This window comes from Streptomyces sp. NPDC005803, from assembly GCF_040630435.1.
GTDB lineage: Bacteria > Actinomycetota > Actinomycetes > Streptomycetales > Streptomycetaceae > Streptomyces.
Genome location: NZ_JBEXXO010000044.1, coordinates 1 through 21,202, shown reverse-complemented (window position 1 = coordinate 21,202; position 21,202 = coordinate 1). Strand labels below are relative to the sequence as shown.

The window sequence follows — 21,202 nt, the reverse complement described above, 5'->3', positions numbered from 1 at the left end:
AGCCGGTGGGGGCAGATGAGGCCCCAGGGCGGGTACGACGCCGGTCGCGGAGGCGAAGAGCAGGGCGATGCCCACCGCTCCGGGATCGGGTATGCCCGTCGCCCGTTCACCGAGATAGCTGGCCCGGCCCCGTGCGCGCCGACAGGGACGCGGTGTCCCGTACCCCTCGCCAGGCGCCGTCCGCCGCCGTGACCAGGGCGGTCGCAGGCGGCGCAGTCCCTGTCGCCTGCAGTGCGGCCGCAGCCGGATCCAGTGCGTCGATCAGCGTCTTGTCGCCGGGAGCCGCATCGCCCACACGGCGGATGGCAGCGAGGCCTTGAACGGTGCCCTCGGCGAGTGCAGCCGTCGTCAGATGCGGACCGGAGTCCGCGGCTGTCCTGCTCAGTGCCTGGAAAAGCAGACCGAACAGGGGGCCGCTGGTCCCGCCGATCTCATCGAGGAAGGCGGTGCCCATGGCGCTGAAGATCCCCGCGGGGCCGGCCGACTCGTCCGTACGGTCGAGCCGTAGCCCGGCGGTCCGGACCCCGGTCGCGAGGTTGGTCCCGAAGTCGCCGTCCCCCGCCCGCTGGTCGAGCGCGGTCAGCTCGGCCTCGGTGGCGTACACCGAGTCGGCGAAGCGACGCATCCATTCACGAGTCTGTGTCGCGACGAAAGCGGCAGTCGTCATGGGGTTGTCCTCCTGCTCCTGTCACGGGCCGCCTACCAGCGCAACGCCGAGGTGCGGACCGGCGCATCGTAGAAGCCCAGGGTGTCGCGGTCGGCGGCCATGAGGGTCAGGGAGAAGCCCCGCATGTCGAGCGCGGTCACGTAGTCGCCGACGAGGTGCCGGACACCCCGCACGTGCCGGCGTCGAGGACTCGGCCCAGTTCACCGAAGATGCCGTACAACTCGAGCGAGGTGACCGACCCCAGACCGTTGACCAGGGCCACGACCGGTTCGTCGGGGCCGGGGCGCAGAGCGTCCAGCAGGACGTCGGTCATGTCTTCCACCAGTGGACCCATGTTGCCCTGTCTCCTGGTGCGGTCGGCGCGCTCACCGTGGATCCCAACGCCGTACTCCAGTTCCCCGGGCAGAAGCCCGAACGCCGGTTCGCCGGTGGTCGGTGAGTGGTGGGCGGCGGAGGCGGCGGCGAGCGTCCGGCAACGGCCCGCGAGGGCGGTGCCGAGTTCCGTCAGCCCTTCGAGCCTCATCCCGGTGTCCGCGGCGCCGCCCAGGACCTTCTCGACCAGCATCGTGGCACCCGTGCCACGGCGCCCTGCGGAGATTTTTCGGAGTCGGAGGCCAGGTCGTCGTCGACGAGGACCCGTGCGCACATGATGCCCTCGTCGGCGAGCCGTTCGGCCGCGATACCGAAGTTGATCCGGTCGCCGGTGTAGTTCTTGACGATGTGCAGCACGCCCTCCGGCCCCGCCACGGCGCGGGACGCCCGGAAGATCTGCCGGTTGTGTGGAGAGGCGAAGACGCTGCCGGGGCAGGCGCCGTCAAGCATGCCCGTGACGACGTATCCGACGTGCAGGGGTTCGTGCCCCGAGCCGCCACCCGACAAGAGCCCCACCCGGCGGGCGGGTGAGAGGGGCCGGGCGGTAAAGAACCCGTCGCGGGGGTCGTATGCCACGAGGTCCGCGTGTGCGCGGGCGAAGCCGGACAGCGCATCGGGGACGAGTTCGCTGGTTTCGTTCTCGAAGTACCTGGCCATATGCCGAACCCTTCTGCCCGCGGCCGGCCAGACGGACTGGCACCCGGACGAGATCTCCATGGTGAGGGTCACCGAGCGCGTGCGGCAACTCGCGGAACGTATCGGCGTCTGTCACGTGATTGGAGGTTGCCGGTCAAGCACATCTGGATCCGGAGGATCCGCGGGCAGGGCTGTTGCAGAATTCGACGCGATCTGCGGGGGTGCTGAGCGGGAGGAGATCGCGATAGTGGAGCGACGGACCGACAGCCTGGTGGTCGGCCGGTCGACATCAAGCCCTGCGAACAAGCTACTTCCAGGCCCTGGGCCTCGGTCCTGGGATGTCACGGCGTCTTGTCCTCGCTCATGACCTCTGCCGCCTCGCATCCGCTCCGGACCTCAGCCGTGCGGGTCGGCGTGTGCTTCTGTGGGAGGCGTCGGATTCCGTCGGCGGTCGCATGCGCACGGACCGGCGCGGGGATTCCTGCTGGACCGTGGCTTCCAGGTGTTCAATACGTCCTACCCGCAGGTAGTGCGGCGTCTCGCCATGGCTTTCCGCAGGCCGTAGACGGCAACGCCGAGCACGAGGACGGCGGTGCCGGAGATCACGGTGGCCACAGGCAGCGCGAACGCGAGAGCCGCGCAGCCCGCCAGGCCGAACACGGGCACAAGGCGGGGTGGTCGTCCTTCGAAAGGGGCCAGAGTCCATACCGCAGCGTTGGCGATGGCGTAGTAGGCCAGCACACCGAAGGAGGAGAAACCGATCGCCCCCGCACATCGACAGACGCAGCCAAGACGGTGACCACCGCACCGACGACCAGTTCGGCACGGTGGGGAATCCGGAAGCTGGACGGCGGCCAGGACGTGCGGCAGGTGACGGTCCCTTGCCCTGGCGAAGGTGGTACGCGAGACGCCGGGGGTCAGTGCGAGAAGCGACCCGAGCGCCGCAACGGCCGTGCCGACACACACGACGGGAGCCAGACCCGGGACACCGGCGGCGCGCACTGCGTCAGCGAGAGGCGCTGCACTCTGAGCAAGGCCGTCCGGCCCCAGCGTAGCGAGCACGCCCACGGCAACAGCCACATGCACTTACACATACACAACGAGGGTGGTGCACAGCGCGAGAGCAATCGCGCGGGGAACGGTGCGGCCGGGATCTCGAACCTCTTCACCAAGCGTCGCGGTGCGGGCGTAACCGGCGAAGGCGAAGAACAGCAACCTGGAGCGTCCCGCCGACGGTCATGGCGGTGCCCGTGTCCAGGCGCCCTATATCAGCGGTGCCGCTGTCAGGCAGGTAGTCATCACTGCGGCAAGAACCGCGATCACCACAGCGGCGACCGCAACAGCGTGGGCCTGACCCGGCCACGCGTAGAAGCCGACGGGCAGAGCCATCGCAGCGCAGGACGCGGTCCTGCCGACGGCGAACGCCCAGCGGGCCAGATATCCTCAGAAGTCACCCAGGCACTCACGGCCGCACACATAGGCCCCCCGGACTCGGGATAGCGAACGGCCAGCCGGGCCGACGACATCGCGTTGCAGAACGCCACGACCGCAGCCAGCACCAGGGTGACCGGGAGCCTGGAACCGGCGGCACCGGCCGCTGGGCCGAACGCGGCAAAGACCCCGGCCGCGATCATCGAGCCCAGGCCGACCGTTACCGTGCCGGACACTCCCAAGCGGCGCTTCAGGTCCCCCGGGCCCGCAGAGGCCCCCACCGTGGTCATCCCTGCTCCTCCAGCCCTTGATTCGGCGCACGAGAGCCAACGAAGGTGTCCAGCAGGGCGCCCCGGCCGACAGCAAGCGGAGCGGCCAACGCCATCCAGTGCCGCCTCTGCACAACCGACTCCGGGGCCCGCCTTGGGCCACTGACATTCCGGGGGCGACTGCTCACCGCCCGCGCCCGAAGGGGGCGCCTGATAGCGAGGACTTCACGCACGGGGACCAGGCTCACCCCAGCGCGCACTGGAAAGACAAATCGGTTTTCATGTTGCAAATAGGGGAATAGCATCAAACGGGATGCTTCTCTTAAACATGCGGCTCTGAACGAACGGGAGGCGTGGGCCACTTCCCGGTAACGGTGCGCAGCGAGAGGAGGCTCCGTGGATCCTTGGCTGTATTGGCTAGTCACCGCAGGCGTTCTGGGGGTCGTGGAGATCTTCACTCTGACCGCCGCGCTGGGAATCCTCGGGGTGGCTGCACTGGTCACCGCGGGGACTGCGGCGCTCGGGTTGTCGGTCCCCCTGCAATTCGTGGTGTTCACCGCCACTGCGACCGCCAGCCTGCTGTTCGTGCGCCCTTTCGTGGTGCGCCATGTGCTGGCCCCTCCCTCTGCCGCACGGTTCGGCGTCGAGGCGCTGGTGGGCCAAACCGCTCGCACCGTCTCGGAAGTGACAGCACTGGACGGCAGAGTGCGCATCGGCGGCGAGGAGTGGACCGCCCGCTCCTACGACGAGACGCAGACCATTCCACCCGGTACAGCCGTCGACGTCATGAAGATCAGTGGCGCCACCGCGTTCGTCTACCCCCGGGAGTGAGCCATGGAAGTCTCGGCGCTGCTCATAGCCGGCGTGATCGTCGCTCTGATAGCCGTCTTCACGGTGGTGCGGGCTGTTCGCATCGTGCCGCAGGCCCGCGCTCGCAATGTCGAGCGACTGGGCCGCTACCGCCGCACGCTGAAGCCCGGCCTCAACCTCGTCATCCCGTACGTCGACCGGGTCTATCCGCTGATCGACCTGCGCGAACAAGTCGTTTCGTTCAAACCACAGCCCGTCATCACCGAGGACAACCTGGTCGTCGAGATCGATACCGTTCTGTACTTCCAGGTCACCGATCCACGAGCGGCCGCTTACGAAATCGATGACTTCCTCCACGGCGTCGAGCAACTCACAGTGACCACGCTGCGCAACGTGGTGGGCTCCATGGACCTGGAAAAGACGCTCACCTCGCGCGACACCATCAACAACCAGCTCCGCGGTGTTCTGGACGAAGCCACCGGGAAATGGGGACTGAGGGTCAACCGGGTCGAGATCAAAGCCATCGACCCCCCGCAGTCCATCAAGGACGCGATGGAGAAGCAGATGCGGGCCGAGCGGGACAAGCGGGCCGCCATCCTCGGGGCCGAAGGGCAACGCCAGTCGCAGATCCTCACGGCCGAAGGCGACAAGCAGTCCGCCGTCCTGCGCGCAGAGGGCAACCGCACCGCCGAAATCCTCAAGGCAGAGGGCCAGGCCCGGGCCGTCGACGAGGTCTTCCAGGCCGTGCACCGCAACGATCCCGACCCCAAGCTGCTGGCCTATCAGTACATGCAAATGCTGCCCCAGCTCGCCCAGGGGGCGGGCAGCACGTTCTGGGTCATCCCCAGTGAGGTCACCTCGGCACTCGAAGGCGTGTCCCGGGCCTTCGACGAGAAGCTGCCCCCGTCACCGGCCACCCGCGAGAAGTCCTCGGACCACAGGGCAGGGGGGGGCCGCCGACGACGCTGCGCAGGCGGCCGAGGCTGCTGCACAGGCTCTTGCCGACGCGGCCGAGGCCGACACCGCCCCCCCAGGCCTCCCGTTCGGCTCACCCACCGACGGCAGTCACGAATCCGAGGGCCAGTGATCTCAACGAGATGACACGCCTCGTCGTTGTCACCGGCGTCGGCGAACCGCGCAGTGACAGCAGCAGAACCGGTCTGGTGAAAGTCCTGCGAGGGCTCGAGGAGGTCGTTGGCCTTGTCCCCCGGAGTCTCTGTACCGCCTGTGGCACGGCCGGACGGTGTCAGCCGGAGGGTGGTCTGCCCGGGCCTGCTGGTTACAGTGGCGCTGCCATCGTGGGCGGTGATGACCGCATGGACGATGGCCAGGCCGAGACCCGTGCTCCCGGTGCTGCGGGAGCGTGCCTGATCAGCTCGGACGAAGCGTCCGAACACCTCCGGTTGCAACTTTGCTGGGATACCTGGCCCGTTGTCACGCACACTCACGCAGACGCCGGTGGTGGCGGTGGTGGCGGCAGCTGTTACTTCAGTGCCGGGGGGTGTGTGGGTGCGCGCCTTGGCGAGGAGGTTACCCATCAGAACGGGCGGCTGCTCCAGGACTGCTTTTCCTCAACGCGGGCATCTCCCGCCCCGGCTCGATCGAATCAACCGACGAAGGCGCCTTCGACGCTCTGTTCGACATCAACGTCAAGGGCAACTTCTTCACCCTGCAAAAAGCGCTGCCACTCCTTAACGACGGCGCCTCGGTCGTGTTCACCGTGGGCGCCGCCGATGGGCTCGGAGCTGCCATGACAGCGGCCAAGGGCGCTCTGCTGCCCCTCATGCGATCCCTCGCGCTCGAACTCGCCCCGCGCCGCATCCGCGTCAACGCCGTCAGCCCAGGACTGATAAACACCCCCGCCTACCGCAAAATGGGTGTCTCCCAGGAAATGATCGACTCCCGGGCGGGACGTTCCCGCTCGGCCGCGTCGGCGCTCCCGCCGACATCGCCGAAGCCGTAGCCTTCCTCGCCTCGGACGCCGCCGGCTACATCACCGGCGACAACCTCACCGTCTCCGGCGGTATCGGTGTTCACTCCCACGCCTGACGAGTAATCCGGCTCTGCCCTGGAAGGTTCACCGGGTCCGATGCTCAGGCTGTGGCCCTGGCGAGCCAACGCCCCGTGTGGGAAGTCGGGCCTCGCCACTTCGTTCTCCGCCACGGATGGATGGGCCGCCCTCCCTCCATGCCTGTGTGCTCCGCCGTGCCCTTGGATCTGGCCGCTGCCGAGGGCTACCGGCTCGAGAAGATGGCCTACGGCCACAAGACCCCGCACCAGGCGTGCCAGCGGGGCGACGATCGCGCTCCTGTCAGCACGAGGTCGCAGCAACGCTCAGATTGCCGCCGAGACTCACCTGCACGTGGACACCGTGCGCCGCTGGCGCGGTCGATTCGCGGCTGGACGCCTCATGGCAGGCCGTAGACCTCCCGCACGTTGTCCTTGGGCGCAGGACTCGTCTTCGCAGCCGGCCTCTCTGCGAAAGCACGGAGCAGGTTTTCCGTTGTCCGGGTCACAAAGGCCCCGGTACGAGCGTCCATGCCGTGATTCCTCCCGTTGTCCCCGGTGCCGGCCATCAGCGCCTCGACCCATCGCATCGTCCCCGACGCGAAGACACCGGCACCACTGGGCACGGTGTAATACGCCGAGTCGGAGTGGCTGTTTTGGCCTTTGCACACGAGAGGCGAGTGGGCGACGATCTCGATCGGCGCTCGCGGGAGCGCTCCGGGAACGACTCGGTCATACTCCACGCCGACCAGGTGAGGGAAGGAGTCGCCCCGTTTCACGCCGGTACCCGCGAAGAGCCAGTGTTCTGCGCTGTGGACGACGTAGGGGGCATCCGTGGGATAGCCCTCGTAGAGGACCCCGGTCAGAAGGGATTCAGGCGTGGCGGCGGGGGCGCTGCGGAAATCGGTGGTCACCTGGGCGGGTTGATCCGGGTAGAGCGGATCGGACCGGTAGTCGGACTTGTAACAGACCACGGTGCGCCCCTCCCCTCCGGGCCCGCCCTCCAGTCTGATGCGGCGGAAGCAGGTGTTGGCACCGAGGAAGGCCAGGTTTGTCCCGGCGTCGCGGGCTCGGAACAGGTGCTGCCGCTGCTCCGGCGTCCAGTACTCGTCGTGGCCGAGAGACACGGCCGCCGTAGCACCCTCCATCACCGAGGGCGCGAAGTGGATGTCGACGCCGGTCGTGTATGCCAGGGGGATGCCCAACCGTTCAGCCAGGACCACTGCGGCTCGTTCGTACACCAGGAACTTCTCGGCGCCGTCACCGTCGTAGGGCCGGTCGAAGGAGACAGCGAGCGCACGCGTCCGGTACTGGCCGTCGGCACCCTCGTAGAGGTTGTAACCGCCCCAGAGGTTGTACGCCTGCCAGGTGGCGGGCGCATGGATTAGCAAGGTTTTGCCCGCGGCGCTCCGGGATCGGACGATCAGGGGAACATACCGCTGGGGTCCGCTCGAAGCATCCAGCCGCAGCAGGTAGGCGCCCTCCGGCCAGCCATCGGTACGCACCTCGGCCGTCCGCTCCCATCCGGCCCGCACCGTACGCGTGGCGGAGATCAGATGCGGCGCACTCTGAATCCTGCCGTCCATCATTTCGGAGCGCCAGACCAGCCTGGCCTGTGCGCCGCCGTACCAGCCGACCCGATACGCCGAAACACGGAAACCGGGGGAGGTCGTCGAGACGTACAGCCCGAACCCTTCGCCGGGCAGAACACTCGACTTGTCGGTGTAGCCGACGACATCCTCGGGCCGCCCCCTCGTGCGAAGACGCCAGTGGGGGTCGCCTTGCCGGGAATGCTCGGGCGGCCCGGTCGAAGCCCCGGCACCCCCGCTCGCCGGTGCGTCGCAGCCGCTCAGCGCCGTACCGGCGGCGCAGACACCTGCCACGGTAACGGCCCCCAAAAAGTGTCTGCGACTCAGCGCGGTTCCGGGACTGCCAGCTACGCCTTCGAAATGCTCCATGTTTCCGTCCATCCCATCGATCGCGTCCGTTGAACCGTCCAAAGAGACGTGCACGGACCCGGCCTACGCGCGTGGGGGGTGTGCTCTCGCCGCCATCGTGGACGAATTCACGGTCTCCGGCATTTCCACGGCCCGAAGCCGGTCCAACCGTCTTGCCTCCAGGCGCCCGCTGGTTCCCCGGCCGGGCTGCGTTCCCTGCCCCCGGCGCACCAGTGATGGCCGCCGGATTCGGGCGTTAGATCTGTGTGACCACGACGACGCCGCGGCCCGAGCGGCCACCGCGCCGCGCCGGCCGCCCCGCCAGATGAGCCGATCTTCTCGGCGCTTTCCGCGCACTGGGTAGCGGCGGGGCGTATCGGGTCTGGAAAGGGCGACCGGACTGGGCCATGCTGGCAGGCAGCTGCCCGTGGCCCCGGCGATGAAGACCAGCGTGGTGAGGTGGTCACCCCCACGGCACCCACCCATATGAACCGGCCGGCTGCCTCGAAGCCTGCCCGGCCACCGCGGCTGGCGGACCCGCCGGTCTGGTCGGGCCCCCTTCCCGCCTGGCAGTCTCTATCGCTTGTGAAATCGCCGGAACCCTCCTCACCGTGGTGTCGTTGACCGTGCGTGGGTGGGTACACCTGTGCGCTCCCCGACGATGAACGGGTGGACCGGCGGCCCAGCTCGTGACGGAAGCCGGGCCGGCGGCCCAGCGCCGCATCGTCGGGGCCGTGCCCAGGAGGAACGGAACGGTGTTGCTTTCAGCGGTTTGACAGGGCATCGGCGGATTCAATCGGTCGTCGCGACACCTTCGTGAGCTGGGGGTTTGTGATGGGTGTGGGGGATCGGCAGCGGGCTGTGCGGGAGTGTCGCGGGCAGATGCCCTCGCCAGGGCGGCCGAGCGTTGCCTGGCGTGAGGACCGGGTGAGGTTCTGGAAGGCGATCGCGCGGGGGCTGAGTTCGGTGGACGCCGCAGCCGTCGTCGAGGTCTCGCCTGCGGTGGGGTCGCGGTGGTTTCGTCATGCTGGCGGGGTGAATCCGTGTCTCGCCCCGACTGTCTCCGGCCGTTACCTCTCGTTCGCCGAGCGGGAGGAGATCGCTCTGCTGCGTGCGCGGGACTTCGGGGTCCGTGCGATCGCGCGGTGTCTGGGGCGTTCGCCGTCCACGATCTCGCGGGAGCTGCGGCGCAACGCCTCTACGCGGAGTTACCACCTGGAGTACCGGGCCTCGCTGGCGCAATGGCATGCCGAGCGGCGGGCTCAGCGGCGGAAGCCGGCGAAGCTGGTGGCCGATGAGCGACTGCGCGAGTACGTGCAGGACCGGCTGGCCGGGAACGTCGTCCACGCCCTGGACGGCCGGGTCGTCGAGGGTCCCCAGGTGCCGCCTTGGCAGGGAAGGAACAAGCCCCGCCGTCAGGACCGCCGCTGGGCGACCTCCTGGAGCCCGGAACAGATATCACAGCGGCTCACGGTGGACTTCCCCGGAGATGAGTCCATGCGCATCTCCCCGGAAGCGATCTACCAGGCCCTTTACGTCCAGGGACGCGGGGCCCTCAAGCGTGAGCTCGTCGCCTGCCTGCGCACCGGACGGTCACTGCGTGTCCCGCGGGCGCGCACCAGGCAGAGCGTCCGCGGCCACGTGACCGCTGACGTGCTGATCAGCGAGCGGCCGGCCGAGGCCGAGGACCGTGCCGTTGCAGGCCACTGGGAAGGTGACCTCATCATCGGCACCGGCCGGTCCGCGATCGGCACGCTGGTCGAGCGCAGTACACGATTTCACCATGCTGCTGCACCTGCCCCGGATGGAAGGCTTCGGCACCGAACCACGCACTGAGGGATTCAGCGACCTGGACGTGCAGTGCACGCTCGGAGGAATACTCCGAACGATGCTCTGTCACCAGCCGTACGGCCTGGCTACGAAGGGCTGCGTCAATCTTCTTGGGCACGAGACCCATCCTCTCTGATGGCTCACGACGGAGCGGCAGAGAAGTCGGAACGGTTCAGTTCACCCTGACAGTGCGGTGCGATCTGGGGCTGGCACCTAGCACGCAGGGCATGGTGAGACCCCGGCCCAACTCGCCCGACTCGTCCGCGACCACTGGACGATCGAGGCCCTCCACCACGTCCGCGACACTACCTTCGCCGAGGACGCCTCCCAGCTGCGGACCGGCAACGGCCCCCGCGCGATGGCCACCTGGCGCAACCTCGCCGTCGGATCCCTCCGGACAGCCGGAGTGAAGAACATCGCTGCCGGCCTCCGCAACAACGCCCGCGACCCCGGTCGCCCCCTCGCACTCCTCGGCCTCGGATGAGCACAAACCCGGCGTCACGCAACTACGCCGAAGCCCTGCCCCTACGAGCCCTCGGTTTCACATGGCGAACCCGGGCAAAACTCGGAGTGCAATGGCCCTGATCGCGGTTGCCAAGTGGCGAAATATTCTCGCCAGGTGTGCAATGGAAGTACGGATGTCATGAACCGATCCAACATCTTTCCATGAGCTGGGCACTTTCGCCTCAGGCGCCACGAGCCCTTGTTGATCAGCAGAAACGTGTTTGCAGCGCCAGCCAGCGCGCCCGCTATAGGTGAGCGGCCACGGACACTGATCAGCGCTCGCGCCTTCAAGCTGTAGGACAGAAATGGGACAGCAGCTGAAGATTCCATTCGTGAGCGGGATGAAGGTTGGCCTAGGCTTCGATCTGCTGACCGGCAGCCCATCGAGCGACCGGGTCATCCAGAACCCGCAGACCAGTCCGCCACAAACTGGCGGCGGGCAGACCGTCACGACGACCTTCCGCCTGGTGCAGGAAACCAACTCGCTCCAGGAAGCCTTGGGGCTGTCCGCCGCAGTGTCCGGCAGCTACGCGGGTTTCTCCGCGACGGCGAAGATGCAGTTCGCGAAGCAGTGCGCGGTAACGCAGTACTGCCTGTATGCGGTGCTGGCGGTGGAGGTAATCAACTCCTGTGCGACGGTGGACGCGCCGGCTCTCGTTCCGGACGCGACCGACCTGCTGACCATCGGGAAGACGGATCATTTTCGTGAGCGCTTCGGCAACCGATACATCTCCGGTCTGAAATCCGGTGGTGAGTACTACGCGGTATACCGCGTGCAGAGTTTCGACGAGCAGGAGCGCACCGACGTTGCGGCGCAAATCTCAGCGAGCTTCCATAACCCAGCCTTGCGGGCCAATCTAAACGCTGCCGTCGAGAGCCTGAAGTCCACCTCGCGCAACGAGCTGAACGTGAACGTCTTCGTGTACTCGGCTGGCGGGATTAGTGAGACGGAAACGGCGTTGTCAGAGATGATCGAGAAGGCTCACAAGTTCCCGACCCTGGTCTCGGGCGGCCAAGCTATTCCCTACCAGGTCCTCCTCGACGAGTACAATGGGTTGAAACTCCCGGGTGACAATCTGAATTTCTTCGATAAGGAGCACCAGACCGAGTGCCTCCTCTTCAATTCCCGACTGCTGAACGACTTCACGACGCTGGTCAACGATATCGACTTTATCCGCAAGCATCTCGATCGATTCCACAATCCGGACGGGTCATCGCCGGACGACACGGCCCTGCAGCAGGCCCGTCAGCAGTGCCTGGCCATCATCGACCAGTTGACCAGGGCCATCTCCGACTGCACCCGGGATGCCTCCACCTGTCTGCACTTCACCCAGTCACCCGAGGACTTCACAAGCCGGCTGCCGATCCTGCGCGAACCCCGTCCGGCTCTGCAGCGGGTTCCGCACCTGATCGGGACGAAGGCCGTAACGTACTCCGGGATCCTTGAGTGGACGAAGAACCGGGTGGTCGTGGACCTCCTGGGCGAGCAGAGGCTCTACTTCATTATCGACAACCCTGAGGAACTGGACTTCGGGACGCTGGGCACAGACCCGTTGCCCGACGCCGGCACCATCATCGGACAGACTCCCGAGGCCGGCACGTTTGTTCCGGGCGGCAACGTACTGCACGTCAGAGTGTCCCCACTGCAGGAAACTTACGGACCGGAAGTGTGAGCGAGGCGACGATGGCGGCGCAGACAGAGATCCCGTTCCTGGACGGAATGAAGGTGGGCCTGGGCTACGACGTGCTGACCGGCGTAGCGACCAAGAGCCCGGCGGTGATGGGCACGTCGCTGACGGCGCCAGCGCAGGCCGGCGGGCAGACCGTGACGAAGACCCTGCAAATCGTGCAGGAGTCGGGCGTCCTGCATCAGGCACTGGGCATCTCCGCCGACGTGAGCGCGGGGAGCATGTTTGGGGATGCCAGCGCGAAGTTCAAGTTCGCCAGCGACATCGCGGTGAACAGCTTCTCGCTCTACGTGGTGGTGGGCGTCCAGGTTTTCAACGCGACCCGGACGTTGGACAACCCGGTGCTGTCGGAGGAGGCTGCAGACCTCTTGCGCGAACACAAGACAACCCGTTTCCGCGACCGGTTCGGGGACCGTTTCATCCTCGGGATCAAAACCGGGGGCGAGTACTTCGCGATCTACAAGGTAGAGAGCCTGGACACGACGGAACGCTCGTCGATCGCGGGGGAGATTCATGCCCGCGCGGGCGCACCCGGCGTCGCGGGCGGCTCGCTCGACGCCGACATCTCCTCGAAGATCGCCGCCTCCAAGAGCAAGCTCGACGTGAGCGTCTACGTCTTCCAAGCTGGTGGCTCCAATACAGGGACCGAGACCACCCTCGACGCGATCATGCAGAAGGCTCGCGTGTTCCCGACCCTGGTCGGAGTCGACCAGGGCGTGCCGTACTCGATGCTGGTGCACGACTATAGGGAACTGGCGCTCCCCGGCGACGAGCTCACGTTCATCGACGTACAGAACCAGCAGGACGTGCTGACCTTCAATGCGAGCCTGCTGGACGGGTTCAGCACCGTCATCAACGACATCGACTTCGTCCGCAAGAACATCGACCAGTTCAAGAACGCGGATGGCAGCAACGTCGATGACGCGGTGCTGGTCAAGGCGCGTAAGGACTGCTTGCAGCAGATGGATGCGATCCGGTTGCAGATGTCGAGATGCTCCAACGATGCCACCACGTGCATGCGCGTCCAGTCCGCTCCGGAGGACTTCGCGCGCCTGCTCCCGAAGATCGGGGATTCCACCCGGGTCACGGTCCCGAATATGGTGGAGCAATTCTCGATTGCCAACCTGGGCTTCGACTTCCGCGATCACCACAATCTTATCGTATCCCATTTCCCGCTCGAGCCGGGCACCGCCGAGATCATCCCGTTTACCGGCGAGCCGATCGTACTCGCGGGCGAGTTCGGAAACCTCGCGTATGTCGCTGATCTCGCCGCTGACGAGATCCATCCACCATTCGTCGGCATTGGGGCAGTTGGGGCAGTCTTCGTTAAGGCGCAGGACCCGCCAGGCGGGTCGGTGGTGTCGAAGGGGTCCACAGTTAAGCTAGCGCTGCGAATCGGCGACACGGCGCCGTGAGGCCGTCCGTACCGGCGGTCCGAACCGCAGGCAGGTGGTTACGGTGATCGGATTCGCGCGAGTGTCCTGTGGCGTGCGGTGGTGAGTAGCTGCGGCTCGTGGTGAGTTCGGGTTGTCAGCGTGGTGATTTTCTGGTCCGGGGGCTGCAGAGACGGCCGGCCATTCCAGGCGGCTAAGGGGTGGTCAAGGGGCGAACGGGCGGACTGGTGGTCGGTGTTCGGGCGGGCAAGCCTGCCGGGGACCGGGCAAGCCAACCTGAACGTAGGGCTTGCCCAGGTTGAGCCGGGCTTGCCCAGGCCACCGTGTGGCGGGTCATCGGTCACGGTGACCGGTGAAGGCAGTAATCAACTGGGCTCGTTCAATGCGCAACTGGTGCAGATGGCGTCTCTTTGGAACATTCGGGCCAGTGGCGCATCTGGGATGGCTCGTCATGATGGAAGTAGTGATCGAGAAACTAGATGCACCTGTCAGGTACATGCTATTCGAGGAGGAGCGTTGAGTGACGTCAACGGTGCGAACAGTGCGGGCGGTGACACGGCTGCGGCGGTGAAGCAGACGGCGAAGGAGAAGGCCGGTGAGGGCGCTGGTCTGGTGAGCGAGAAGGCTGCAGACGTGGCCGGCACGGCCCAGGAGCGTGCGGGCGATGTTGCGGGTGAGGCTTCGTCGCAGGTCCAGCATGTGGCTGGTGAGCTGCGTGATCAGCTGCAGGGTCATGCGGAGACGCAGACACGGCGTCTGGCAGAGAGCGTCCGGCAGGTCGCGGATGAGCTCGGCACGATGGGGGAGAGGGGTGAGCCGGGGTCACCCGCCACGAAGGCAGTGCGGCAGGTAGCCGAGCGCGGGCACGGCATGGCAGAGAAGCTTGAGGCCCGGGGCCCGCAAGGGCTCGCCATTGACCTTCAGGACTTCGCCCGCCGGCGCCCCGGCGTCTTCCTCGCGGGCGCTGCCCTTGCTGGTTTCGCGACGGCCCGACTCGCCAAAGGCCTGAAGTCTTCAAGCAGCGGAGGAACACCCGCAAGCAGCGGAGGTACACCCGCCGGAACGGACAGCCGGCAAAGCGGCGATGGCCGATCGACCGCGATAGCGGGCGGTCAGGCAAGTGGCGTGGCGCGGCCAGCATATTCCGACGTTCAGACGCAGCCGACGCCGTCGTATGGCGGATCCGTTTCGCCCTCGGCTCCCCTGCCGGTCACGGACCCGTATCCGAACCCCGAACCGCGACAGCCGTAAGGGAGGCGACCTCGTGGCCATCTTTACTCCGCACGAAGCGAAAGCCCGGCCTGACGTTTCTGCGTCCGGGTCCCACCTGGCCCCGGCGGCAGAACCCTCCATCGGGGAACTGGTGAGCGAGATCAGTGACGACCTGACGCAGCTGGTCCGCGGGGAGATCGAGCTGGCGAAGGCAGAACTCAAGCAGGAGGCAAGCCGGGCGGGCAAGGCAGGCGGCATGCTCGCAGGCTCCGGTTACGTCGGGCACCTGGCGATGCTGATGGGCAGCCTGGCCGCGATCTTCGGCTTGGCGCACGTGGTCGACCTTGCCTGGGCGGCACTCATCGTCACCGGAATCTGGGCCTTGGCGGCCGCCGCCCTCTTCGTGATGGGCCGCAAACGCATGCGCGCGGTGCAGATGAAGCCGGAGCGGACCGCGGAAACGCTGAAGGAGGACGCCCGATGGGCACGGACCCGGACGAACTGAAAACCGAGGTAGACGACACACGGGCACGCCTGGCGCACGACGTGGACCGCCTCGCCGACAGGGTGGCCCCCAAGAAGGTGGCCCGACGCAAGGCGGGCGCCGCGCAGCACCGGCTGAACGGACTGAAGGAGCGTGTGATGGGCTCGGCCGCGCGTAGTCCGGGCGCACAGACCGGTCAGAAGGCGCAGGATCTCGCCCAGAGCGCCGGCGATGTCGCCGGTCAGGCGCAGGACACCGTTCGGCATACGGCGGATCAGGCGGCCCAGTCGGTGAAGGAAGCTCCAGGCCTGGTGACCGAGCAAACGCAGGGAAGCCCTTTGGCCGCTGGGGTCATCGCGTTCGGTGCCGGCATGCTCGCCGCTGCCCTGCTTCCGGCGACGGAGTCTGAGGAGCGGATGGGATCACAGGTCCGTGAGCATTCCGACGAACTGCTCCAGCCCGCCAAGGAGACGGCGCAGGAGGCTGCGCAGGATCTCAAGGAGGGGATGCGCCAACCGGTCACGGACGCCGTGGAATCGGTGAAAAGCACGGCGCAGGACGCCGCCGAAGCCACCAAGGAACAGGCTCAGACCTCTCAATTCGAGGCGGCGACCGGACTGCGCGATGTGGGCGAGGACGCGGCCCGCCAGGCCCGCGACCAGGCAGGCCCTGGGCAGGGCTGACGTCCATCCCAGGTCACGTGGGGGTGCGAGTCCGGGGCGGCAGGCTACGGCGCAGTACGTCCTCGACAGGTAGGGGTACACGGTCATGCATGAGTCCGGCAACGCTCCCGAGTCTCCGACGCAGGTCAGCAAGACGTCTTGGGTGCATGTACTGAAACGTACGGTCAAGGAGTTCAAGCAGGACGAGCTCACCGACCGGGCGGCGGGGCTGACGTATTACGGCATCCTGGCCCTGTTCCCGGCACTGCTGGTGCTAGTGGCTCTGCTGGGCATCGCGGGTGACTCCGCGACGAAAACAGTGCTGGAGAACATCCAGAAGCTGGCGCCGGGCTCGGCACGCGACGTGATCACCAACGCGGTCACCCAGCTGCAGGCCAGCGGGGGAACCAGCACCGCGCTGGCTATCGTCGGCCTGCTCGGCGCCCTGTGGTCAGCCTCCGGATACATCGCCGCGTTCATCCGCGCGTCCAACGTCGTCTACGACGTACCGGAGGGGCGTCCCGCCTGGAAGATCCTCCCCGTCCGCGTCGGGCTCACGCTCGTACTGATGATCCTGGCCTGCGTCAGCGCGTTGATCGTCGTGCTCTCAGGAGGCCTGGCCCGTCAGATCGGTACGGCGTTGGGCGTGGGGGATACCGCCATGACCGTCTGGTCCATCGCCAAATGGCCCGTCCTCGTGGTGCTCGTGGCCATCATGCTGGCGATCCTCTACTGGGCCGCACCGAATGCGAAGGGCCGCGGGTTTAAATTCATCTCCCTCGGCAGTTTGCTGGCCCTGCTGATCTGGATGGTCGCCTCCGCCGGCTTCGCGATCTACGTCGCCAACTTCGGCTCCTACAACAAGACCTACGGGGCCCTGGCCGGTGTCATCATCTTCCTCGTCTGGCTCTGGATCACGAACCTGGCGGCCCTCCTGGGCCTTGAGTTCGATGCGGAGATGGCACGCGAGCGAGCCATCATCAGCGGCCACCCAAGCGACAGCGAGCCCTACGCAGAGCCACGCGACACCACGAAGTGGACCGACGAAGACCGCCGCTCCGCAGGGCGCACCGACTCCACCACTGAACGTGGCGAGCGGGACGAGCGGCAGCAGCGCGACTGACTGTGCAGACGCGAGAGCGGTTCGGCGAGCGGGACGCGTGGCCCGTCGAGGCGGGGGTAGACGCTGCTGCGCGTCCGGGGGACGGAGCGCAGCTGGAATGGAGGACCACGGTTCAATGTCGGTATCCACGCACGCATCGGTTTCTGCCCCGGCCGCGGCATTGCCGGCCGCGTGCGGCACCCGGTTCACCGACGAACGGTGGAAGGCCATCGAGCCCGCCGGGTGGGACGCCCCACGCGAGACCCACCCGCACCTGTGCGACGACTGTAAGCAGCGCGCCATCACCGCCGAACGCCAAGCCAAGCAGGCCGGGCGCGAGCACCAGGAGCACGACCAGGCCGTGCCCGAACAGAACGCCGGCGGCACCTGGCTCTCCCGCCTCCGCGGCTGACGCGCGAGCGGCGAAACGGCCGGGCAGGTCCGTCCTGCCCGGCCGGGGCGGCTACTCCCAGGGCTTCGGTAGCGCGTGCCACAGGGCTCTGAGCCAGTCGGGCGGGTTGGTGAGGAACTTGTCCACCAGCCGGGCCGTGATGGACCGGGCGGCCTCTTGGGCGGCGCCCTGAGCTATCGCGGCGGTCAGGCCGGCACCGGCAGCGGGTTGCTGCGGGACGGGCGCGGGGGTGGGCGCTGTACGGGCGCGGGAACGTTGTCCCGGGTCATGATGCTGCTCCCTTGAGCAGAAAAATCGAGGACAGCGGACACCTGCTGTGGTGTCGTCCGCGTGGGGGCGGTGAGCGCCTCGCTGTCGGCGGTCCTGCGGCTCTCTGCGTGAGAGCGGCCCTGTGGGGTCGTAGCCCTGGCCCAGGGTGGCGTGTTCAGCGTAGCGGCGATCGGCGCGGGTGTTGCCCCGGGTGTCTGGCGGCTGCTCATCGGTACTGCCTCCGGCGTGAGTTCGACGTGGCGGGCGGGACAGTGACAGGGCGCAGGTGCTTACGTCTCGTCCTGGCGGGCACGGCTCTTTCACCCCGTAGGGCCGGAAGCTGGGGCCCGGACAGCAGCGGCCGGTGAGAAAGATCCCGGGGCACGACGAAGGCCCGGACGCCTGGTCCGGGCCCTGCTCTCTCGACATCCTTCTAGCGGGTCGAGTGCCAGTCCTGCTCGGTCCCGCTGGCCGCTCCCCGGCTGAGGCGGAGCGCGGCCCAACGCGAACTCGAGGTCGTCCAGCGGCCCCTGATGCGGCACTCTGTCTGAGTTTCGTGTGGGATGGGAAAATCTCGATCGGCCGGTACGTGGCCGCCTTGCCCTGCATCCTGGGACCCATGACGTCCAGTGACCCCGCCCCGGCACACCCGCAGCCATCGATCACTTCGGTGACGCGGCGCGAGATCTTCGACTACCTGCGTGGGATATCGAGCCCCTGGTGGGGGAGATTGGACGAGGTCACGTTCGAAGTCCTTGGCGACCTGGCCGACCGAGTGGTCACCCCGCCGGCACAGCCCGACGATCTCGGCCTTGAACTCCGGCGTGAACGAACGGCGAGGGCGGCGAGGCTTCTTCTTCCCCATGCTCTCCATGATGGACATCCTCCCGGGGATGAACCCCTGATCTCGAATGTCCGTCAAAGCGGGTCAGGCTCACCGAAGCGGTATAAGGCATGCCGTCCTGATGTACAACGCCGCGGCGCATCCTTGGAGGCGCCGCGTGTGTGTAAGTGGAGGGGGCGGTCAGACGGCGAAGGCGAAGTAGGTACCGGCGGTGAGGCCGGAGAAGGTGATGAGCTGGCGGGGTTTGAGGCAGCTGAAGGCCGCGTGCATCCCGATGCCCACGACGATGGCGTACGGCATCGTCTGAGGGATGAGGAGCGCGGGCGGCAGCGCGATCTCCGTTGCGATGGCGGCGGCCGCGACCGTGCGCCAGAAGCGGACGTTCTGGTCGGTGAGGTTGCCCGCGTGCCGGCGGACAAGGCCGGGGACGGCGTACTGGAACCGGCGGTGGGGGAGCTGGTCCTTGACCTGGGTGTAGGTGTGGATCCACTGGGCGAGGTAGAGGCCGCTGCGGAATTGGGGGGAGCGGAGTTTCTGCCAGGCGCTGTTCCAGTAGATGTCGGTGGTGATCAGCACGATCAGGCACTGTGCCCAGGTGTTGGCCGTGCTCGGGGCGTGCTCGATGCTCAGGCCGTGGCCGAGGTCTCCGGCGAGCAGGAGGCAGGTGCCGGTCAGCAGGGTGTAGCGCACTGCGTTGGGGCTCTTGAGGTAGAGGAGCTCCATGGCGGCGCCGGCCAGGACTACCAGCAACGTCAGGCGGGGTAGGAGCCCGGCGGCCAGGGCGAGGGCGGCGATCGTGCGGATGATCAGCGCGGGCCGGTACACGCCGGCGAGGATGCGGGCCCGGCGGGGGCCGAAGCGCTGTTCGGCGAGGTGGAGGCTGAGGGAGCCGGGGGCGAAGCGGTCCCAGCCGCCCTGTCCCAGGGAGAGGGCGAACCGGGCGGTGAGCACGGTGCCGAAGAGGATGCGGAACCACTGGAGCCGGCCAGGGTCGGTGGGGTACTGGAAGCCGGAGGCGAGCGCGTCAAAGAACCACACGGCTGTCCCTCACCTTCACGCGGTGCTCGCCGTGGGCGGACAGGATGCGGCCGGTGCCGTCGATCCGTTCGTAGCGGCCGCTGCGGTTGAGGTGGTCGAGGATCGCTTGGAGCTGGGGCGGTCCGAGGATGAAGGAGCCGGGTGAGAGGTGGTCGTAGACGTTCACCGGCTCGGTGCGGCCGTCCTTGGTGGTGCCGGTGAGCGACACGATCGTGAAGGTGGCCCGGCAGAACATCTTCCAGCGCAGCCAGCGGCCGGGCAGCTGGGTGAAACCGGTGATCATCCACGCCGCGAGGGCGCAGGCGACGGCGATCTGGACAGCGGACAGCACGGATGGGGGCATGGGTGAGACCTCCGTGTCGGGAGGATGAAGTCGAGGCGGTGGGCCCCGTTTCCGGGACTCCGCGGGGGTCAGCGCTCGGGCTTGGGAGGCCGCTGCATCAGCGCGGCCGCGGCCTGGTCGAGGGTGACCTTCTCGTGCAACAGGGCGGAAATGACTTCCGTGATCGGCATCTCGACGTCGTGGGCCTGCGCCAGGGCGAGGATCGCCTCCGCGGACTTGACGCCCTCAGTGGTTTGGCGGGTGGCGGCCGTCGCCTGCTCCATGCTCAGACCTTGGCCGAGGTGGGTGCCGAAGGTGCGGTTGCGGGAGAGCGGGGAGGAGCAGGTCGCCACGAGGTCGCCCAAGCCCGCGAGCCCGGCGAGGGTGGCCGGGTGGGCGCCCATGGCGGTCGCGAGCCGGGTGGTCTCCGCGAGCCCCCGGGTGATGAGCATCGCCTGCGCGTTATGGCCCATGCCCATTCCGGAGGCGATGCCGACCGCGAGGGCGATGACGTTCTTCACCGCACCGCCCAGCTCGCAGCCGGTCACGTCGGTGGACGTGTAGGGCCGGAAGTACGGGGTGTGACACGCGTGCTGGACGCGGTGGGCGGCAGCCTCGTCGGGGCAGGCGATGGTGGCGGCGGCGGGCTGGCCGTCCATGATCTCCCGGGCCAGGTTCGGGCCGGACAGCACGGCGACCCGGTATGCGGGGATCCCGGTCACCTCGGTGATGACCTGGCTCGCCCGCAGCCCGGAGCCGATTTCGATGCCCTTCATCAGCGACACGATCACGGTGTCCGCCCCGATGTGCGGGGCCCAGGCGGCGAGGCTCGCCCGCAGGGACTGCGCGGGGATGGACAGCACGAGGAAGTCCGCGCCGTCCAGTGCGGCGGCCGGGTCCGTGGTGGCTGTCAGGTGGTGGGGCAGTTCGACGTCCGGGAAGTACCCGAGGTTGTGGTGGGTGGCGTTGATGGCGTCGGCGATCTCACTGCGCCGGGCGTGCATGACCACACTGGTGCCGGCGTCGGCCATGATCTTGCCCACGGCGGTACCCCAGGAACCGGCCGAGAACACGGCCGCACGGACGTGGTGCTGGTTCACTGCGGGGTCCTCTCGCCGGACGCGGTCCTGTCGCCGGTCTGCAGGCCGGGAGGGGCCATCCTATCGACCGCCCCCACTCCCGCCGGTGCCTCCAAGGCGGGCAGGCGCCGCAGCGTCAGCAGGACGGCCCGCCGGCCACTTAGAAGTCATCTCATTTGGCGAGCCTGCGGTAGCAGATGAGGGTGCAGGCGATGCTGGTGAAGGCGAGAAAGTGGTCGGCTTTGCGTTCGTA

14 protein-coding genes and 8 pseudogenes are annotated in these 21,202 nt (G+C 67.5%); 14 read left to right on the top strand and 8 right to left on the bottom strand.

Annotated elements, in window-relative coordinates; all coding sequences use genetic code 11:
* Positions 1-12: 12 nt before the first annotated feature.
* Positions 13-667, bottom strand: a pseudogene (dhaL, locus tag ABZ454_RS36775) (dihydroxyacetone kinase subunit DhaL); the annotation flags it as partial.
* Between the two features lie 32 nt (positions 668-699).
* Positions 700-1,696 (bottom strand): annotated as a pseudogene (locus ABZ454_RS36770) (dihydroxyacetone kinase subunit DhaK).
* Between the two features lie 317 nt (positions 1,697-2,013).
* Between ABZ454_RS36770 and ABZ454_RS36765 the strand changes: the two are divergent.
* Positions 2,014-2,222 (top strand): annotated as a pseudogene (locus ABZ454_RS36765) (FAD-dependent oxidoreductase); the annotation flags it as partial.
* Here ABZ454_RS36765 and ABZ454_RS36760 read toward each other — a convergent pair.
* Positions 2,192-3,396 (bottom strand): annotated as a pseudogene (locus ABZ454_RS36760) (APC family permease). The pseudogenes ABZ454_RS36765 and ABZ454_RS36760 overlap by 31 nt on opposite strands.
* 375 nt (positions 3,397-3,771) lie before the next feature.
* On the opposite strand from ABZ454_RS36760, the gene ABZ454_RS36755 reads away from it, so the two are divergent.
* Positions 3,772-4,206: an NfeD family protein gene (locus tag ABZ454_RS36755; RefSeq protein WP_359543844.1), complete on the top strand. Its 435-nt coding sequence runs from the start codon at positions 3,772-3,774 to the stop codon at positions 4,204-4,206.
* Positions 4,207-4,209: 3 nt separating this feature from the next.
* Positions 4,210-5,272, top strand: a pseudogene (locus tag ABZ454_RS36750) (SPFH domain-containing protein).
* 172 nt (positions 5,273-5,444) lie between these two features.
* Here ABZ454_RS36750 and ABZ454_RS36745 read toward each other — a convergent pair.
* Positions 5,445-5,720, bottom strand: a pseudogene (locus tag ABZ454_RS36745) (sensor histidine kinase); the annotation flags it as partial.
* On the opposite strand from ABZ454_RS36745, the gene ABZ454_RS36740 reads away from it, so the two are divergent.
* The 3 genes and pseudogenes from ABZ454_RS36740 to ABZ454_RS36730 form a co-directional block, all read left to right on the top strand.
* A complete protein-coding gene (locus ABZ454_RS36740) occupies positions 5,687-6,148 on the top strand; it encodes an SDR family oxidoreductase (RefSeq protein ID WP_359543843.1) in 462 nt (153 codons plus the stop codon). The pseudogene ABZ454_RS36745 and the gene ABZ454_RS36740 sit on opposite strands and share 34 nt — an antisense overlap.
* Entirely contained in the window at positions 6,133-6,234 is a 102-nt protein-coding gene (locus ABZ454_RS36735) for an SDR family oxidoreductase (protein WP_359543860.1), read from the top strand. Before ABZ454_RS36740 ends, ABZ454_RS36735 begins: the two co-directional genes overlap by 16 nt.
* A gap of 40 nt (positions 6,235-6,274) precedes the next feature.
* Positions 6,275-6,550, top strand: a pseudogene (locus ABZ454_RS36730) (hypothetical protein); the annotation flags it as partial.
* Between the two features lie 43 nt (positions 6,551-6,593).
* Here ABZ454_RS36730 and ABZ454_RS36725 read toward each other — a convergent pair.
* Positions 6,594-8,150, bottom strand: coding sequence for a N,N-dimethylformamidase beta subunit family domain-containing protein (locus ABZ454_RS36725; protein WP_359543842.1), 1,557 nt, complete (start codon positions 8,148-8,150; stop codon positions 6,594-6,596).
* A gap of 813 nt (positions 8,151-8,963) precedes the next feature.
* Here ABZ454_RS36725 and ABZ454_RS36720 point away from each other — a divergent pair.
* From ABZ454_RS36720 to ABZ454_RS36685, 8 genes and pseudogenes are all read left to right on the top strand, one after another.
* Positions 8,964-9,957, top strand: a pseudogene (locus ABZ454_RS36720) (IS30 family transposase); the annotation flags it as partial.
* Between the two features lie 811 nt (positions 9,958-10,768).
* The gene (locus ABZ454_RS36715) at positions 10,769-12,136 is read left to right on the top strand and encodes a PASTA domain-containing protein (protein WP_359543841.1); all 1,368 of its coding nucleotides are present in this window, start codon (positions 10,769-10,771) and stop codon (positions 12,134-12,136) included.
* A complete protein-coding gene (locus tag ABZ454_RS36710; RefSeq protein ID WP_359543840.1) occupies positions 12,133-13,566 on the top strand; it encodes a hypothetical protein in 1,434 nt (477 codons plus the stop codon). Before ABZ454_RS36715 ends, ABZ454_RS36710 begins: the two co-directional genes overlap by 4 nt.
* Positions 13,567-14,061: 495 nt before the next feature.
* Positions 14,062-14,796: a hypothetical protein gene (locus ABZ454_RS36705; protein WP_359543839.1), complete on the top strand. Its 735-nt coding sequence runs from the start codon at positions 14,062-14,064 to the stop codon at positions 14,794-14,796.
* Between the two features lie 112 nt (positions 14,797-14,908).
* Positions 14,909-15,262, top strand: a complete 354-nt coding sequence (locus ABZ454_RS36700) for a phage holin family protein (RefSeq protein WP_359543838.1) — start codon at positions 14,909-14,911, stop codon at positions 15,260-15,262.
* Positions 15,238-15,924, top strand: coding sequence for a DUF3618 domain-containing protein (locus tag ABZ454_RS36695; protein ID WP_359543837.1), 687 nt, complete (start codon positions 15,238-15,240; stop codon positions 15,922-15,924). The genes ABZ454_RS36700 and ABZ454_RS36695 overlap by 25 nt, the downstream gene beginning before the upstream one ends.
* 85 nt (positions 15,925-16,009) lie before the next feature.
* Positions 16,010-17,026, top strand: a complete 1,017-nt coding sequence (locus ABZ454_RS36690) for a YihY/virulence factor BrkB family protein (protein WP_359543836.1) — start codon at positions 16,010-16,012, stop codon at positions 17,024-17,026.
* Positions 17,027-17,141: 115 nt separating this feature from the next.
* A complete protein-coding gene (locus ABZ454_RS36685) occupies positions 17,142-17,417 on the top strand; it encodes a hypothetical protein (protein ID WP_359543835.1) in 276 nt (91 codons plus the stop codon).
* A 1,273-nt stretch (positions 17,418-18,690) separates the two neighbouring features.
* Here the strand turns inward: ABZ454_RS36685 and ABZ454_RS36680 are convergent.
* The 3 genes from ABZ454_RS36680 to ABZ454_RS36670 all read right to left on the bottom strand — a co-directional run bounded on the left by ABZ454_RS36680 (position 18,691) and on the right by ABZ454_RS36670 (position 20,970).
* On the bottom strand, positions 18,691-19,548 hold the full coding sequence (locus ABZ454_RS36680; RefSeq protein ID WP_359543834.1) for a hypothetical protein: 858 nt from the start codon (positions 19,546-19,548) through the stop codon (positions 18,691-18,693).
* Positions 19,535-19,891 (bottom strand): hypothetical protein, encoded by a 357-nt coding sequence (locus tag ABZ454_RS36675; protein ID WP_359543833.1) that lies wholly within the window; start codon positions 19,889-19,891, stop codon positions 19,535-19,537. Before ABZ454_RS36675 ends, ABZ454_RS36680 begins: the two co-directional genes overlap by 14 nt.
* Positions 19,892-19,959: 68 nt before the next feature.
* On the bottom strand, positions 19,960-20,970 hold the full coding sequence (locus ABZ454_RS36670; protein ID WP_359543832.1) for an NAD(P)H-dependent glycerol-3-phosphate dehydrogenase: 1,011 nt from the start codon (positions 20,968-20,970) through the stop codon (positions 19,960-19,962).
* Between the last annotated feature and the right edge of the window lie 232 nt (positions 20,971-21,202).

Coding starts and splice junctions, on each gene's coding strand:
- ABZ454_RS36725 (WP_359543842.1), bottom strand. CDS start 8,150: ATGGAGCATTTCGAAGGCGTAGCTGGCAGTCCCGGAACCGCGCTGAGT.
- ABZ454_RS36715 (WP_359543841.1), top strand. CDS start 10,769: ATGGGACAGCAGCTGAAGATTCCATTCGTGAGCGGGATGAAGGTTGGC.
- ABZ454_RS36695 (WP_359543837.1), top strand. CDS start 15,238: ATGGGCACGGACCCGGACGAACTGAAAACCGAGGTAGACGACACACGG.
- ABZ454_RS36690 (WP_359543836.1), top strand. CDS start 16,010: ATGCATGAGTCCGGCAACGCTCCCGAGTCTCCGACGCAGGTCAGCAAG.
- ABZ454_RS36685 (WP_359543835.1), top strand. CDS start 17,142: ATGTCGGTATCCACGCACGCATCGGTTTCTGCCCCGGCCGCGGCATTG.
- ABZ454_RS36675 (WP_359543833.1), bottom strand. CDS start 19,891: ATGCCCCCATCCGTGCTGTCCGCTGTCCAGATCGCCGTCGCCTGCGCC.